The 14120-nt window shown below is 60.9% G+C and carries 12 protein-coding genes; 10 read left to right on the top strand and 2 right to left on the bottom strand.

What is annotated here, in order from left to right:
• Position 1 precedes the first annotated feature (1 nt).
• Positions 2 to 1237 carry a patatin-like phospholipase family protein gene (locus ACILRC_RS03435; RefSeq protein ID WP_395667948.1) on the bottom strand — a complete coding sequence of 412 codons (1236 nt, stop codon included), beginning with the start codon at positions 1235 to 1237 and terminating at the stop codon, positions 2 to 4.
• Positions 1238 to 1333: 96 nt separating this feature from the next.
• Positions 1334 to 1924: a phasin family protein gene (locus tag ACILRC_RS03430; protein ID WP_395667947.1), complete on the bottom strand. Its 591-nt coding sequence runs from the start codon at positions 1922 to 1924 to the stop codon at positions 1334 to 1336.
• A 251-nt stretch (positions 1925 to 2175) separates the two neighbouring features.
• Between ACILRC_RS03430 and ACILRC_RS03425 the strand changes: the two genes are divergently transcribed.
• The 10 genes from ACILRC_RS03425 to ACILRC_RS03380 all read left to right on the top strand — a co-directional run bounded on the left by ACILRC_RS03425 (position 2176) and on the right by ACILRC_RS03380 (position 14117).
• Positions 2176 to 4185, top strand: coding sequence for an SDR family oxidoreductase (locus tag ACILRC_RS03425; protein ID WP_395667946.1), 2010 nt, complete (start codon positions 2176 to 2178; stop codon positions 4183 to 4185).
• 172 nt (positions 4186 to 4357) lie between these two features.
• Positions 4358 to 4726 (top strand): H-NS family nucleoid-associated regulatory protein, encoded by a 369-nt coding sequence (locus ACILRC_RS03420; protein WP_395667945.1) that lies wholly within the window; start codon positions 4358 to 4360, stop codon positions 4724 to 4726.
• A 171-nt stretch (positions 4727 to 4897) separates the two neighbouring features.
• Entirely contained in the window at positions 4898 to 5815 is a 918-nt protein-coding gene (argB, locus tag ACILRC_RS03415; RefSeq protein ID WP_395667944.1) for an acetylglutamate kinase, read from the top strand.
• Positions 5816 to 5817: 2 nt separating this feature from the next.
• Positions 5818 to 6459 carry a nucleoid occlusion factor SlmA gene (gene slmA, locus ACILRC_RS03410; protein WP_395667943.1) on the top strand — a complete coding sequence of 214 codons (642 nt, stop codon included), beginning with the start codon at positions 5818 to 5820 and terminating at the stop codon, positions 6457 to 6459.
• 172 nt (positions 6460 to 6631) lie between these two features.
• Positions 6632 to 7270 (top strand): TetR/AcrR family transcriptional regulator, encoded by a 639-nt coding sequence (locus ACILRC_RS03405; protein WP_395667942.1) that lies wholly within the window; start codon positions 6632 to 6634, stop codon positions 7268 to 7270.
• 32 nt (positions 7271 to 7302) lie between these two features.
• The gene (locus tag ACILRC_RS03400; RefSeq protein WP_395667941.1) at positions 7303 to 9099 is read left to right on the top strand and encodes an acyl-CoA dehydrogenase C-terminal domain-containing protein; all 1797 of its coding nucleotides are present in this window, start codon (positions 7303 to 7305) and stop codon (positions 9097 to 9099) included.
• 46 nt (positions 9100 to 9145) lie between these two features.
• Positions 9146 to 9586, top strand: coding sequence for a DUF2147 domain-containing protein (locus ACILRC_RS03395; protein WP_395667940.1), 441 nt, complete (start codon positions 9146 to 9148; stop codon positions 9584 to 9586).
• 27 nt (positions 9587 to 9613) lie between these two features.
• Positions 9614 to 12040, top strand: a complete 2427-nt coding sequence (locus ACILRC_RS03390) for a 3-hydroxyacyl-CoA dehydrogenase/enoyl-CoA hydratase family protein (RefSeq protein ID WP_395667939.1) — start codon at positions 9614 to 9616, stop codon at positions 12038 to 12040.
• Position 12041: 1 nt separating this feature from the next.
• Complete coding sequence (locus ACILRC_RS03385) at positions 12042 to 13238, top strand: acetyl-CoA C-acyltransferase (protein WP_395667938.1); 1197 nt, start codon at positions 12042 to 12044, stop codon at positions 13236 to 13238.
• A 45-nt stretch (positions 13239 to 13283) separates the two neighbouring features.
• Positions 13284 to 14117: an acyl-CoA thioesterase gene (locus tag ACILRC_RS03380; protein WP_395667937.1), complete on the top strand. Its 834-nt coding sequence runs from the start codon at positions 13284 to 13286 to the stop codon at positions 14115 to 14117.
• The last annotated feature ends 3 nt before the right edge of the window (positions 14118 to 14120 follow it).

Here is a 14120-nt window from a genome sequence, read left to right as displayed (position 1 = left end):
TTCAGGTACCCAAGCCACGTTGTGCAGGTGTGTCCACCCAAGTCGACAAGTGCTTGAGGGTGTCGTGCAGCGTGTCGACCGCCCGAGCGGGCTGCAAGTCATTGCGCTCGGAATCGCGCGTTGCGCCCACAGTGGCGTCGTCGATCAGGTGCCGCTGCACATCAAGCAGCGCGGCGTAGTTGAGCGTGACGCCGTGGCGTGCAAACTTGGGTACCAAGTGCTCCGCGTCCTTACGCAGCAGTTGGCGGGTCTGCTGGTATGCGTGTTCTGCAAGCTGGCGCCGCTGGGCGTAGCTAAAGGTGTTGGCCAGGTACAGCGCAGGGTCGTGGTGGTCGGGCTCGAACAGCACGATATCGGTGCCCGGGTAAGCATGTTCGTAATGCTTCATGCCGAGCTCCATGCGGGAATGGATCATGGAGCGGAACGTTTGGCTCAACACCGCCGGCAAGCCACCCTCGGCGATCTTTGGAATGCTGCCACGCCGGCTGCCGGTGGCGTGGAACGGCACCAGCGGGTTGAGGCACAGCAGCAAATCCACACCATCGTCTAAGGCTACCGAGGCATGCATGGTCTTGATTAACGCGCCGTCCACATACAGCTCACCGTCAATCTCGACCGGCGGGAACATGCCCGGCAACGCGGCGCTGGCCTGCACCGCTTTGGAAATGGGAACATGGTCCCAGCCTGGCCGCCCAAACGGCGCTGCCCGGGCGCTGTCGAGGTGGGTGGCCACCAGCGTGAGTTGGGTCTTGAGCTGGCGAAAATCGTTGGTACGACCGGCACCTTCAAACAGCCGACCGAGGTGCACATCGATGTAGTGGTTGCTGAACAGCCCAGTGGGCATGGCGCCAGCCAAATGCTCCAGTGCATTGAGCGCAGTTTTCTGGCCGAGCGCCAACTGCCATAGCGCTGAACCCAGCAGCCAGGGCAGCTTGGCGCTGCGCTGCAGGTACTCCAGGTAGGCCGGCTGCATGAGCCACGAAGGGTCGAAAGCGTCCACATCGGTGGGTGAGTTTTCGATGAAGGACGCGCACAGTGCGCGCGGCTTGATGCCGTTGGCCAGGGCCGCCGCGATGAACCCGCCGGCAGACACGCCCACATAGTGGTCCAGTCGGTTGAAATCGATGCCCAGCAGCGACTCTTCGAGCGCGCACATGGCACCGACTTCGTAGATGGCACCCAAGGGGCCGCCACCAGCGACGGCCAGTGCAATCTTGGGTCGTGCGTGGGCTTTCATGGCGCCACAGTGTAGGCTTGGCCGCAGTGCGTTGGTGCTGCTATGCAGCAATGAAAAAGGCGCCAAGGCGCCTTCTCATGCGGACCCTGTGCGCATTCAACTGGCACGGGCGGCGCTGGCTGGCGCTGGTTTGCTGCTGGCCTTGCGTGCAGCCGCTTTCTTAGCCACAGCCTTCTTGGCGGCGGGTGCCTTGGCTGCGGCAGACTTGGTGGCAGTGGGCTTGGTGGCAGTGGGCTTGGTGGCAGTGGGCTTGGCGGCAGAGGGGGTGGTTTTGGTCGTGGCTGGAGAGAGCTTTTGAACCGCTTGGTTGAGTGCATCGATCTGTGCGATCAAGACTTGAACATCCTTCGCCGAGGGCACGCCCAGCTTGTTCAAGGCCTTGGCTACGCGCTCTTCAAAAATGGTCTCCAGCTTGTCCCATTGGCCAGACGCCTTGCTGGAGATGTCTGTCGCCATGCTGGACACCTTCTGGGTTGCCTGGGCGATCTTTTCTTCGGCGGCGCTTTGGGTTTTGCGTTGAATGCCAATCCCTTCACTGACCAGCGATTCGAAGGCTTTGTTGCCTTCGGCCTGTGCTCGCGCGAACGCGGCCAAGCCTGCTTGCCAGATTTGCTGGGCCGAGTCCTTGACCGAGCTGGGCATGTCAGCGCTCGCGGGAGCGGACTTTTTCTGCAGTTTTTTCACCATAAAGACTCCATGGGGGTGTTAACGATGCCGCAATGTAAGCGTGCGAACAGCTTTGCAGTAGAGAGACGCTTCTAACTCCAAGCCTGTTGCGGCGGCGCTTCAGTGAGCAGCGGCGCCACATTAGCGTGCACCCTCAGCTTAGGGCTACGGCATGCGGTTGCCACCTGCACTCGCAATTTGCGTTCGGGTTTACGCTGAACGACTGTGATTGCCAAGTCAGAGAAAATGCTCGCAACCTTGGAGGATTCTGTATGCAGTATTTTGTGACGGGTGCCACTGGCTTTATTGGAAAACGTTTGGTAAAGAAGTTGCTTGAGCGCAAAGGCGCGACGGTGCATTTCTTGTTGCGCCCAGAGAGCGAGGCCAAAGTCGCAGATTTACGTGAGTATTGGGGTTTGAACGATGCCAAGAGCGCTGCCCGCGCGCAGCCCGTGTATGGCAACCTCGTGGACAAAAAGCTCGGTATATCCGGCGAAGCCCTTAAACAACTCAAGGGCCAAATTGATCACTGCTACCACCTAGCCGCCATCTACGACCTCGGCGCAGACGAAGAAAGCCAGACACAGGTCAACACAGAAGGCACCCGCAATGCGGTCGAGTTTGCCAAGGCGATCGATGCCAAGCATTTCCACCATGTCTCCAGTATTGCCGCTGCGGGTTTGTACGAGGGCGTGTTTCGGGAGGATATGTTTGAGGAGGCCGAAAACTACGACCACCCCTATTTCAAAACCAAGCACGAAAGTGAAAAGATTGTTCGTACGGAGTGCAAGGTGCCGTGGTCGGTTTACCGTCCTGCCATGGTGGTCGGCGACAGCCGCACCGGTGAGATGGACAAAATCGATGGGCCGTATTACTTCTTCAAACTTATTCAGCGCATGCGCCAGTTGCTGCCGCCGTGGATGCCCACGATTGGACTAGAAGGTGGGCGCATCAACATTGTGCCGGTGGACTTTGTGGTGGACGCGCTCGACACCATCAGCCACAAAACAGGTATCGCAAAACAGTGTTACCACTTGGTCGATCCGCAAGGTTACCGGGTTGGCGATGTGCTCGATATCTTCAGCAAAGCAGCCCATGCGCCAAAGATGAATTTGTTCATCAACGCGGCCTTGCTCGGTTTTATACCGCGCAGCGTGACCAAGGGCTTGATGGCACTGGCACCGGTGCGCCGTGTGCGCAATGCGGTCATGAAGGACCTTGGCTTGCCTGAAGACATGTTCACCTTTGTGAATTACCCCACGCGCTTTGATTGCCGCCAAGCGCAAACCATGCTCAAGGGCAGTGGCGTGGAATGCCCCAACTTGAAGGACTATGCGTGGCGCCTGTGGGATTACTGGGAGCGTCACCTGGATCCCGACCTCCACATCGACCGCTCTCTGCGCGGGGCAGTGGCCGGCAAGGTGGTCTTGGTAACTGGGGGCTCCTCGGGGATCGGGTTGGCGGCGGCCCACAAGTTCGCCGAGGCCGGTGCAGTCACCCTGATTTGTGGCCGCGATGCCGACAAGCTCGAAGACGCCTGCAAGCAAGCCCATAAGAACGGTTACCGCTTTGTCGCTCATACCGTTGACATTGCCGACATGGTCGATTGCGATCGCTTCATCGGGGAAGTGGTCCGCGAGCATGGTGGCGTGGACTTTTTGATCAACAACGCGGGGCGGTCTATACGTCGTGCAATTGAATCCAGCTACGACCGTTTCCATGATTTTGAACGCACCATGCAGCTCAACTATTTTGGTTGCTTGCGCGTCACCATGGGCTTGCTGCCTGGCATGGTGACCAAGCGTAAAGGCCATGTGGTCAACATCAGCTCGATTGGCGTGCTGACCAACGCGCCGCGCTTCAGTGCGTACGTCGCCAGCAAGGCGGCGCTCGACGCGTGGACGCGCTGTGCTTCGAGCGAGTTTGCCGATCAAGGCATTTCGTTTACCACCATCAATATGCCCCTGGTGCGAACTCCCATGATTGCGCCTACCAATATCTATAAGAACGTGCCCACGCTCTCGCCCGAAGAGGCGGCAGATATGGTGGCGCAGGCCTGCATCTTTAAGCCAGTGCGAATCGCAACGCGGCTTGGAATCACCGGCCAAGTTCTGCACGCACTGGTTCCCCGGGTGGCCCAGATTGCGATGAATACCAGTTTTCGCATGTTTCCGGATTCCAGCGCGGCCAAAGGCCTGCAGCCCGGTGAAAAGGCCCCCAAGCAACAGTTATCGCCCGAGGCGATGGCGATGCAGCAGATGATGCGTGGAATTCACTTCTAAGCCCATCGGTTCAGAGGAACTGGAAATCCCTGAAAAACCCCCTTTGTGTGGACATATTTTGGTCATACCGGTAGATAATGCATCCGCGTCATTCGCACGGGGGGCCTGTCGGCGCTGGCTTAGCCAGCTTTGATAGGCACCGAATTAGCATTTAACTTGTTGGAATATCACCATGAGCAACCTGATCGATCTGCAGTCCCAAATTGAAAAACTGCAAAAACAAGCTAACGAGATCAAGGCAAAAGAGTTCAACGCAACGGTGCACGAGATACTCGCAAAAATGCAGGCCTTTGGCATTACCGTCAAGCACCTGCAAACCGCCAAGCCGGCCAAGTCCGGCAAGGGTTCCCGCAGTCGCAATGCCCCAGCCAAATCTGCAAAGCTGCCAAAGGCCGCCAAAAAGGCAGGTGCCCAGGTTGCTGCAAAGTACCGCGGTCCCAATGGGGAAACCTGGTCCGGGCGTGGTCTGACCCCCAAGTGGCTGGTCAGCCTGGTAGCGCAAGGCCAGTCGAAGGAAGCGTTCTTGATTGCCAGCAACTAGCTCGCTCACGGGCTGCAGGCGTGTTCCACGTCACGGTGCAGCCCGTCACCGGCGCAGATGGCTGTCTTACGTCCAGGGCGCGAGTGCTCGGTTGTCGGTTCGGGCCGGGATGTAAAGTAGGCGCCATGTTCTCGTCCCTCGCGATACTTTTGCCCCACCGGGTTAGCCGCCATGTCTGAATCTTCTGCGTATGTCCACAGTGTTGCCAGCACCCCCATCGCGCCAAGTGACAAGGCGCAGATTCTGGCCCAAGCTTTGCCGTATATCCGCAAGTTTCACGGCAAGACTATGGTCATCAAGTACGGCGGCAACGCGATGACCGATCCAGCCTTGCAGAAGGCTTTTGCCGAGGACGTGGTCTTGCTCAAGCTCGTGGGCATCAAGCCGGTGGTGGTGCACGGTGGCGGCCCACAAATTGAGAGCGCACTCAAGCGCTTGGGCAAGAAGGGCGAGTTCATCCAGGGCATGCGCGTCACCGACGCCGAGACCATGGAGGTGGTCGAGTGGGTGCTGGGTGGCGAGGTTCAGCAAGACATTGTGGGACTCATCAACCAGGCCGGCGGAAAGGCCGTGGGCCTGACCGGGCGCGACGGCGCAATGATCCGTGCGCAAAAGCTCAAGATGTTGGATCAAATCGACCCATCGATTGAGCACGATGTGGGTCAGGTCGGCGACATCCAAAGTGTGGACCCGGCGGTGGTCCAGGCCCTGCAAGACGACGCATTTATTCCCGTCATCAGCCCGATCGGTTTTGGTGAAAACAACGAAAGCTACAACATCAACGCCGACGTGGTGGCGGCCAAACTGGCCACGGTGCTAAAGGCCGAAAAGCTGCTCATGCTCACCAACATCAGCGGCGTGCTCGACAAGAGCGGCAACTTGCTTACTGACCTCAGTTCCCGGCAAATCGATGCCTTGTTTGCCGACGGCACCATCTCTGGCGGCATGCTGCCCAAGATTGCTGGCGCGCTGGATGCGGCCAAGAGCGGCGTGCATGCGGTTCACATTGTGGACGGCCGTGTGCCGCATGTGCTACTGCTGGAAATTCTGACCGACCAGGCTTTTGGCACCATGATTCGCTCGCACTGACCATGCCGGCGCAGCTTTCACAAACCGCCACCGATGTTCCCTCCAATGCTGGCGCCCTGGCGGGCCGCAAGCGGCCCAAGCCAGGCGAGCGTCGGGTGCAGATTTTGCAAATGCTCGCCAGCATGCTGGAGCAGCCAGCCCAGGAGCGAATCACCACAGCGGCCTTGGCCGCGCGTTTGGACGTTAGCGAGGCGGCGCTGTACCGGCACTTTGCCAGCAAGGCCCAGATGTTTGAGGGGCTGCTGGAGTTCATTGAGCAGTCGGTCTTCACCCTCATCAACCACATCGTTTCGCGCGAGGACCCAGAGGCATCGCGTGGCCTGCGCCAAGCCTCGGCCATCGTGACCATGCTGGTGCAGTTTGCGGAAAAAAACCCCGGTATGGCCCGCGTCATGGTTGGTGATGCGTTGGTGTTTGAGAGTGATCGGCTGCAGCAGCGCATGAACCAGTTCTTCGACAAGGTGGAAGCCGCCCTCAAGCAGTGCATGCGCGAGGACGCGGTGCCCGATGCAGGCGTGCGCGCCGCGGTACTCAACGCATTTTTGGTGGGGCGTTTGCAGCGCTACGTACGCTCTGGGTTCAGGCAGCGTGCGTCCGACCAGCTCGACGCTAGCTTGGCATTGATTCTGCGTATCCAGGCTTAAGGGTGGCTCTGCCTAGGGAATACCCTAGGATTTCCTAGGTTTGTGCGTCTAGTTTCCCAAGCCGTTGACCAGCCCAGGCCGAAGTCATGCAAAATAGCACGATCGTTCTATTTTGCTGCATCCAACTGTGTCGATTGCCTCCCTATCCCGCACACGTCCAAGCACCGCGCCCTTGCGCGCGGCGTCTGAACGGGCATTGCAGAAAGGCCAGCAGACCAAGAATTCGATTGTCGAGGCGGCCCTGCGTTTGGCGACCCAAATTGGTCTGGAGGGTTTGAGCATTGGCGCACTGGCCGAGGTTACGCAGATGAGCAAGTCGGGCGTTTTCGCCCATTTTGGTTCTCGCGAAGAGTTGCAGATCTCGGTGGTGCGGGAGTATTTCAACCGCTTTGAGCTAGAGGTTTTCTACCCCGCATTGCAAGAGCCTAGGGGCCTGCCCCGAGTGCGGGCACTGTTTGCCAACTGGATGCGGCGCGTGGCCGAAGAGATCCAGTCAGGTTGCATTTTCATCAGCGGCGCGGTCGAGTTTGACGATCGTCCTGGCCCGGTACGCGACGCCCTGGCCCACTCGGTGCAGACCTGGCTGGCCGCATTGAATCGCTCGCTGGTACTGGCGCGTCAGTGCGGCCATCTGTCGCCGCACGCCGATGAAGAACAAATGGCCTTCGAAATCCACGGCCTGATTTTGGCAGTGCACTATGAGGCTCGATTTCTCAAAACGCCGGGATCAATCGCGCGGGCGCTCCAGACCTTCGAGAGCATTTTGGCCCGCCATGCTGTCGGCGCAGCCCATCCTGCGCTTTCGCGCTAGTTCTACCGTTTTAACTTCTAAGGAGCTTTGTCATGCCCGTCTACAACCCGCCCCTGCGCGACATGCAGTTTGTAATGCACGAATTGCTGCGCGTGACCGAGGATCTGCGCGCCATGCCCAAGCACGCCGATGTCGATTCCGACACGATTAATGCAGTGCTTGAAGAGGGCGGCAAGTTTGCCGCCGAGGTTCTGTTCCCCCTCAACATCAGCGGTGACACCCAGGGTTGCAGCATCGACACAGCCACTCACAGCGTGACCACGCCGAAGGGCTTCAAAGAGGCTTACGCGCAATATGTGCAGGGAGGATGGGCTGCATTGGCCTGCGACCCCGAATACGGCGGACAGGGTTTGCCGCTGGTAGTCAACCAGATGTTTTACGAAATGCTCAACAGCGCTAACCAAGCCTGGACGATGTACCCCGGGCTGACCCACGGTGCCTACGCCGCGCTGCATACCCACGGCACCGACGCGCAAAAAGCCACTTACCTGCCCAAAATGACCAGCGGCGAATGGACCGGCACCATGTGTCTGACCGAGCCACACTGCGGCACCGACCTGGGGCTGATGCGCACCAAGGCCGAAGCGCTGCCAGACGGCACTTACCGAATCACCGGCAACAAAATCTTCATCAGCGCCGGTGAGCACGATATGGCAGGCAACATCATCCACTTGGTGCTGGCCCGGCTGACCGATGCGCCACCCGGCATCAAGGGCGTGAGCCTGTTCATCGTGCCTAAGTTCCATGTGAACGCCGACGGCACGCTGGGCGAGCGCAACGGCATCTATTGCGGCGGTCTGGAACACAAGATGGGCATCCACGGCAATGCGACCGCGCAAATGGTGCTTGATGGCGCCATTGGCACCATGGTGGGCCAACCCAACAAGGGAATGCAAGGCATGTTCGTCATGATGAATGCAGCCCGCCTGGGCGTGGGCAACCAGTCCTTGGGGCTGACCGAAGTCGCTTACCAAAACGCGCTGGCCTACGCCAAAGACCGCATCCAGATGCGCTCGCTCTCGGGTACCAAGGCCAAGGACAAAGCTGCTGACCCCATCATCGTGCACCCCGATGTGCGCAAGATGCTGCTCACGGCCAAGGCCTATGCCGAAGGCGGCCGAGCCCTGGCAACGTACTGCTCCATGCTGCTGGAAAAAGAGATCAACCACCCCGACGAGCAAGTCCGTAAGGACGCCGCCGAGATGCTGGCCTTGCTTACGCCCATCGTCAAAGCGTTCATCACCGACAACGGTTGGACCGCGACTTCAAGCTGCCTGCAGGTATTTGGTGGCCACGGCTTCATCAAGGAATGGGGCATGGAGCAGTTCGTGCGCGATGCGCGCATCAACATGATTTACGAAGGCACCAACACCATCCAGTCGCTCGACCTGCTGGGCCGCAAAGTGCTCTCCAACAACGGCGCCACGCTGCGCAAGTTTGGCAAACTCATTGCCAAGCTGGTGGACGAAGAAGGCGTCAACGAAAAGATGGCCGAGTTCATCACCCCGATTGCAGTGTTGGGCGACCAGATGACCAAGTTCACCACGGAGATCGGTTTCAAGGGTTTCCAAAACCCCGACGAAGTGGGCGCTGCCGCCGTCGACTACCTGCGGGTGGCTGGCCATTTGGTGTTCGGCTACTTTTGGGCCTGCATGGCGCAGGTGGCGCTGCGCGAAATCACCGCCGGCAACACCGATCCGTTCTACCAGGCCAAGGTGCAAACCGCTCGCTTTTACTTTGCCAAGCTGTTCCCCGAGACTACGACGCTCATGCGCACCGCCCGCACCGGATCCAAGGTGCTGATGGACACCGACGCTGCGCTGGCCTGACCATTTTTGTCCCACCTGTCTTCAACCCACACCACTGGAGAGCCCTATGAAACGCACCCTGACCACCCTGGCCCTGTCCTTCGTCGCTGCGAGCGCCATGGCGCAAATGACGCCCGAGGGTACTTGGAACAGCATCGATGACGGCACCGGAAAGCCCAAGGCCGAGATCAAGATCTCCAGCGCCAGCGGCACCCTCTCGGGCGTAGTGGAGCGTTCTTTGAGTGCCGAGCCCAATCCGGAACCCAATTGCGTCAAATGCACCGACGACCGCAAGGACAAGCCCAAGATCGGTATGGAAATCATCCGTGGTGGCAAAAAGGCCGACGGTAAGGATGTGTGGGAAGGCGGCAAGATCCTCGACCCGGAGAACGGCAAAGAGTACAGCCTGCGCATGACGCCCATCGATGGTGGCAAAAAGCTCGAAGTGCGCGGCTTCATCGGCACCCCCATGCTGGGACGCACGCAAACCTGGATCCGCGTTCAGTAAACCGCCTGTTGCTCCCTAGGAAGAACTATGTCCCGTTTCAATGTCCGAAAAGTCGCCGTCTTGGGCGCGGGCGTCATGGGTGCGCAAATCGCAGCGCATCTGGTGAACGTCAAGGTGCCGGTGCTCTTGTTTGATTTGCCGGACAACGCCGCTGGCAGCGCCAAAAACGGGATCGTCCTGCGTGCGGTGGAGGGCTTGAAGAAGCTCAAGCCCGCGCCCCTGGGCGTGGCCGAACACGCCGCGCTGATCGAGCCGGCCAACTACGAGGAACATTTGGCACGGCTTGCCGAATGCGACCTGGTGATCGAGGCGATCGCCGAGCGCATGGACTGGAAGCGCGACTTGTACGCCAAGATCGCCCCGTTCATCGCGCCGCATGCCATCTTGGCCAGCAACACCTCCGGCCTGTCCATCACCGCCTTGAGCGAGGCGTTGCCAGAGGCGCTGCGCCCCCGGTTCTGCGGCATCCACTTCTTCAACCCGCCGCGCTACATGGCGCTGGTCGAGCTGATCAACACACCCAGCACCGAGCCGCACATCCTCGACTACCTGGAAACCTTTGTTACCACCACCTTGGGCAAGGGTGTGGTGCGGGCCAAAGACTCGCCCAACTTCATCGCCAACCGCGTTGGCATCGCCGGCATGCTGGCCACCATGCAAGAGGCGCAGAACTTCGGACTCACCTTCGACGTGGTGGACGACCTCACCGGCAAGAAGCTGGGCCGTGCCAGCTCGGGCACCTTCCGCACCGCCGACGTGGTGGGTCTGGACACCATGGCCCATGTCATCAAGACCTTGCAGGACACGCTCAGCGCCAACCCCGCCGACGGCCCTGGCAAGTTCGATCCGTTCCACCCTAGCTTCGCCACACCCGAAGTTCTCAAGACCCTGCTGGAGATGGGTCACCTGGGGCAAAAATCCAAAGCGGGTTTTTTCAAAAAGGTCGGACGCGATGTGCTGCGTTTCGATGCGGCCACCAAAGAGTATGTGAGTGGCGGCGCCAAGGCCGACGAGGTCTATGCCCGTATGCTCAAGAAGCCCGCCGCCGAGCGGCTCAAGCTCTTGCGCAACAGCGAAGGCGCTCAGGGCCAGTTCCTGTGGGCGATTTTGCGCAACGCGTTCCACTATGCCGCCATCCATCTGGTAGCCATTGCCGACAACGCGCGCGATGTGGACTTCTGCATGCGCTGGGGCTTTGGCATGCAACAAGGGCCGTTTGAGTTGTGGCAAGAAGCGGGCTGGTTGGACGTGGCCCGCATGGTGCAAGAGGACATCGATGCCGGCAAGGCGCTGTGCAGCGAACCGCTGCCCGACTGGGTGTTCCAAGGCCCCGTGGCCGAGCGCGGCGGCGTGCACCAGACCGAGGGCAGTTTCAACCCCAGCACCGGCGCCTTTGTGCCGGTGCGCAGCCTGCCGGTGTACGCGCGCCAGCATTTTCCCGAAAGCGTTTTGGGCTCTAGTGCGCCGCGCGCCCAGACGGCGGGCACCACGTTGCACGAAGACGATGCCATTCGGCTGTGGACGCTCGATGGCGAGGTGCTGATTGCGAGCATCAAGTCCAAAATGCATGCCATCAGCCCAGCGGTGGTCGAAGGTCTGGTGCAGGCGCAGGCCCTGGCCGAGCAAAACTACCAAGGCTTGGTGATCTGGTCGCCCGACGACATGTTCTCCGCCGGCGCCGATTTGCAGGCCATGCTGCCGGCCTTCATGCTCGGTGGTGTCAAGGCGATTGAGGGCGCCGAGGCCGAGATGCAAGCCGCTATGCTGGCCCTGCGCTACTCCAACGTGCCGGTGGTCTCCGCCGTACGCGGCCTGGCCCTGGGCGGTGGCTGCGAGCTGGCGGTGTATTCCAGCAAGCGGGTTGCGGCGATGGAGAGCTACATCGGCTTGGTCGAAGTCGGCGTGGGCCTGGTGCCCGGCGCCGGTGGCCTGACCTACATCGCCCGCCGCGCAGCGGAAAACGCGGCTGCATCCACCGGCAAAGACCTGCTGCCGTTTTTAACCGAGGGCTTCACCGCTGCCGCCATGGCCAAAGTGGGTACGAGCGCACTCGAATCACGCAAGCTGGGCTATTTGCTGGAGAGCGACGTGGTGGTGGCCCACAAGGACGAACTCTTGTTTGTGGCTTTGAATGAAGCCAAAGCGATGCATGCCTCGGGCTACCGCGCGCCACACAAGCGCCTGTTCCCGGTGGCCGGGCGCAGCGGGATTGCCACCTTCAAGGGCTCGCTGGTCAATATGCGCGACGGCGGCTTCATTAGCGCGCACGACTTCCACATCGCCAGCCTGATCGCCGAAGTGGTCTGCGGCGGCGATGTTGATGCGGGCACCTTGGTCAACGAGGACTACCTCATGACGCTGGAGCGCAAGGCCTTTGGCGCGCTGCTCAACCACCCCAAGACGCAGGAGCGCATCATGGGAATGATGTCCACTGGCAAGCCCGTGAGGAACTGATATGAAACAAGTGCAAGACGCCTACATTGTTGCCGCCACCCGCACGCCCATCGGGCGTTCGCACCGTGGATTTTTCCGCAACACCCGGCCCGACGATTTGCTGGTGCAGGTGCTCAAGTCGGCCCTTGCCCAGGTGCCCAGCCTGGACCCAGCGGCCATTGAAGATTTGATTTGCGGCTGCGCCATTCCCGAGGGCCAGCAGGGGCTCAACATCGCGCGCATGGGCGCGGTGCTGGCTGGCTTGCCGCACAGCGTGGGGGGCATCACGGTCAACCGCTTCTGTGCCTCGGGCCTCTCGGCCATCCAAATGGCGGCCGACCGCATCCGCGTGGGCGAGGCCGATGTGATGATCGCCGCCGGTGTAGAAAGCATGAGCATGGTCCCGATGATGGGCAACACGCCCTCGCTCTCACCGGACATCTTCATTCATGACGAGAACATTGGCATTGCGTACGGCATGGGCCTCACCGCTGAAAAGGTGGCCAACCAGTGGAAGGTCAGCCGCGAGGCGCAAGACCAGTTTGCGGTGGAGTCGCACAAGCGCGCGTTGGCCGCCCAGGCCCGCGGCGACTTTGCTGCTGAGATCACGCCCATTGACATAGTTGACCGTAGCGCCAACCTGGAGACCGGCGAAGTGGTCGAGAAGCGCCGTACCGTCAGTCTTGATGAAGGCGCGCGCGCAGACACCTCGATCGAAGGCCTGGCCAAACTCAAGACGGTGTTCGCTGCACGCGGTTCGGTAACAGCCGGCAACAGCTCGCAAACCTCGGACGGCGCGGGCGCGCTGGTGCTGGCCAGTCAGAAGGCGGTTCAACAGTTTGGCCTGACGCCGCTGGCGCGTTTTGTGAGCTTTGCCAGCAAGGGCGTGCCACCGCACATCATGGGCATTGGTCCGATCGAGGCAATACCGGCGGCGCTGCGCTACGCAGGCCTGCAGCAGCAAGACATCGACTGGTTCGAGCTCAACGAGGCATTTGCCGCGCAGTCGCTCGCAGTGATCAACACCCTGGGGCTGGACATGTCCAAGGTCAACCCCATGGGCGGTGCCATTGCGCTGGGCCACCCGCTGGGCGCGACCGGCGCCATTCGCGCGGCCACTGCTATCCACGCCCTGCACCGCCACCAGCTCAAGCACGCCATGGTCACCATGTGCGTGGGCGCAGGGCAGGGCGCTGCCGGCATCTTCGAACGGGTGTGATTGCGCTACGCCCCGCCTGTGATGTCAACGTCCTGCGCCACACCGATGCACGTTTTTGACCAGGCGGTTGCGCTGCAAAGCGACGCCAACGGCGGGCTTGGCGGACAAACCCACCCGGCGTGGTGGAACATGGTGGGGCCGTTTGGTGGCATCACGGCAGCCACGGTGGTTGCGGGTATAGCCCAGCACCCCATGGTGCTGGGCCAGCCGGCGGCGCTCACTGTTAACTACCTGGCGGGCTTTGCGCCCGGGCCATTTCGTCTGCTGTTGCGCATAGTCCGCACCAACCGCTCCAGCCAGCACTGGCTCATCGAGTGCGAGCAAGTGCAGGCCGACGGAACATCTGCCACCGTGCTCACTGGCACTGCGGTCACCGTGCTGCGCCGCCCCACGTTCAACGCCTGCGACCACCCCATGCCCCAGGTCGTGCCAGCGTCGCAGATCGCGCGCGCGCAGCCGCCCAAGGAACTGGAGTGGCTGGGCCGTTACGACACCCGCATGGTCTGTGGCGCACCGCCCACCCGCTGGGACGGCGCGGTGCGCGACGTGGCGCCCGAGCAGGCCAGCTTGACACAGCTCTGGGCGCGTCTGGTGCCAGAGCGCGCGCTGGACTACGCCGCACTCTCGGCGTTGGCCGATGTGTTTTTTCCCCGCGTGTGGCTGCGCCGCGCCGAGATGGTCGCCGCAGGCACGGTGTCCATGTCGGTGTACTTCCATGCCGATGTGCAGGACCTGTCCGAGACGGGCGACGGCTTTGTGCTGTGCCAAGCGCGCGCCCAGGCTTACCGCAACGGCCATGCCGATCAGACCGCGCAACTCTGGAACGAAGCCGGCACCCTGCTGGCCACTACACACCAACTGGTTTACTACAAGATTTAAGGA

This window comes from Rhodoferax sp. (genome assembly GCF_044236835.1).
GTDB lineage: Bacteria > Pseudomonadota > Gammaproteobacteria > Burkholderiales > Burkholderiaceae_C > Allorhodoferax.
Note: the sequence above shows the minus strand (reverse complement) of the source record. Positions and strands in the feature narration are given on the sequence as shown.

Coding starts and splice junctions, on each gene's coding strand:
- ACILRC_RS03425 (WP_395667946.1), top strand. CDS start 2,176: ATGCAGTATTTTGTGACGGGTGCCACTGGCTTTATTGGAAAACGTTTG.
- ACILRC_RS03435 (WP_395667948.1), bottom strand. CDS start 1,237: ATGAAAGCCCACGCACGACCCAAGATTGCACTGGCCGTCGCTGGTGGC.
- ACILRC_RS03430 (WP_395667947.1), bottom strand. CDS start 1,924: ATGGTGAAAAAACTGCAGAAAAAGTCCGCTCCCGCGAGCGCTGACATG.
- ACILRC_RS03380 (WP_395667937.1), top strand. CDS start 13,284: ATGCACGTTTTTGACCAGGCGGTTGCGCTGCAAAGCGACGCCAACGGC.
- ACILRC_RS03395 (WP_395667940.1), top strand. CDS start 9,146: ATGAAACGCACCCTGACCACCCTGGCCCTGTCCTTCGTCGCTGCGAGC.
- argB (WP_395667944.1), top strand. CDS start 4,898: ATGTCTGAATCTTCTGCGTATGTCCACAGTGTTGCCAGCACCCCCATC.
- ACILRC_RS03400 (WP_395667941.1), top strand. CDS start 7,303: ATGCCCGTCTACAACCCGCCCCTGCGCGACATGCAGTTTGTAATGCAC.
- slmA (WP_395667943.1), top strand. CDS start 5,818: ATGCCGGCGCAGCTTTCACAAACCGCCACCGATGTTCCCTCCAATGCT.
- ACILRC_RS03385 (WP_395667938.1), top strand. CDS start 12,042: ATGAAACAAGTGCAAGACGCCTACATTGTTGCCGCCACCCGCACGCCC.
- ACILRC_RS03420 (WP_395667945.1), top strand. CDS start 4,358: ATGAGCAACCTGATCGATCTGCAGTCCCAAATTGAAAAACTGCAAAAA.
- ACILRC_RS03390 (WP_395667939.1), top strand. CDS start 9,614: ATGTCCCGTTTCAATGTCCGAAAAGTCGCCGTCTTGGGCGCGGGCGTC.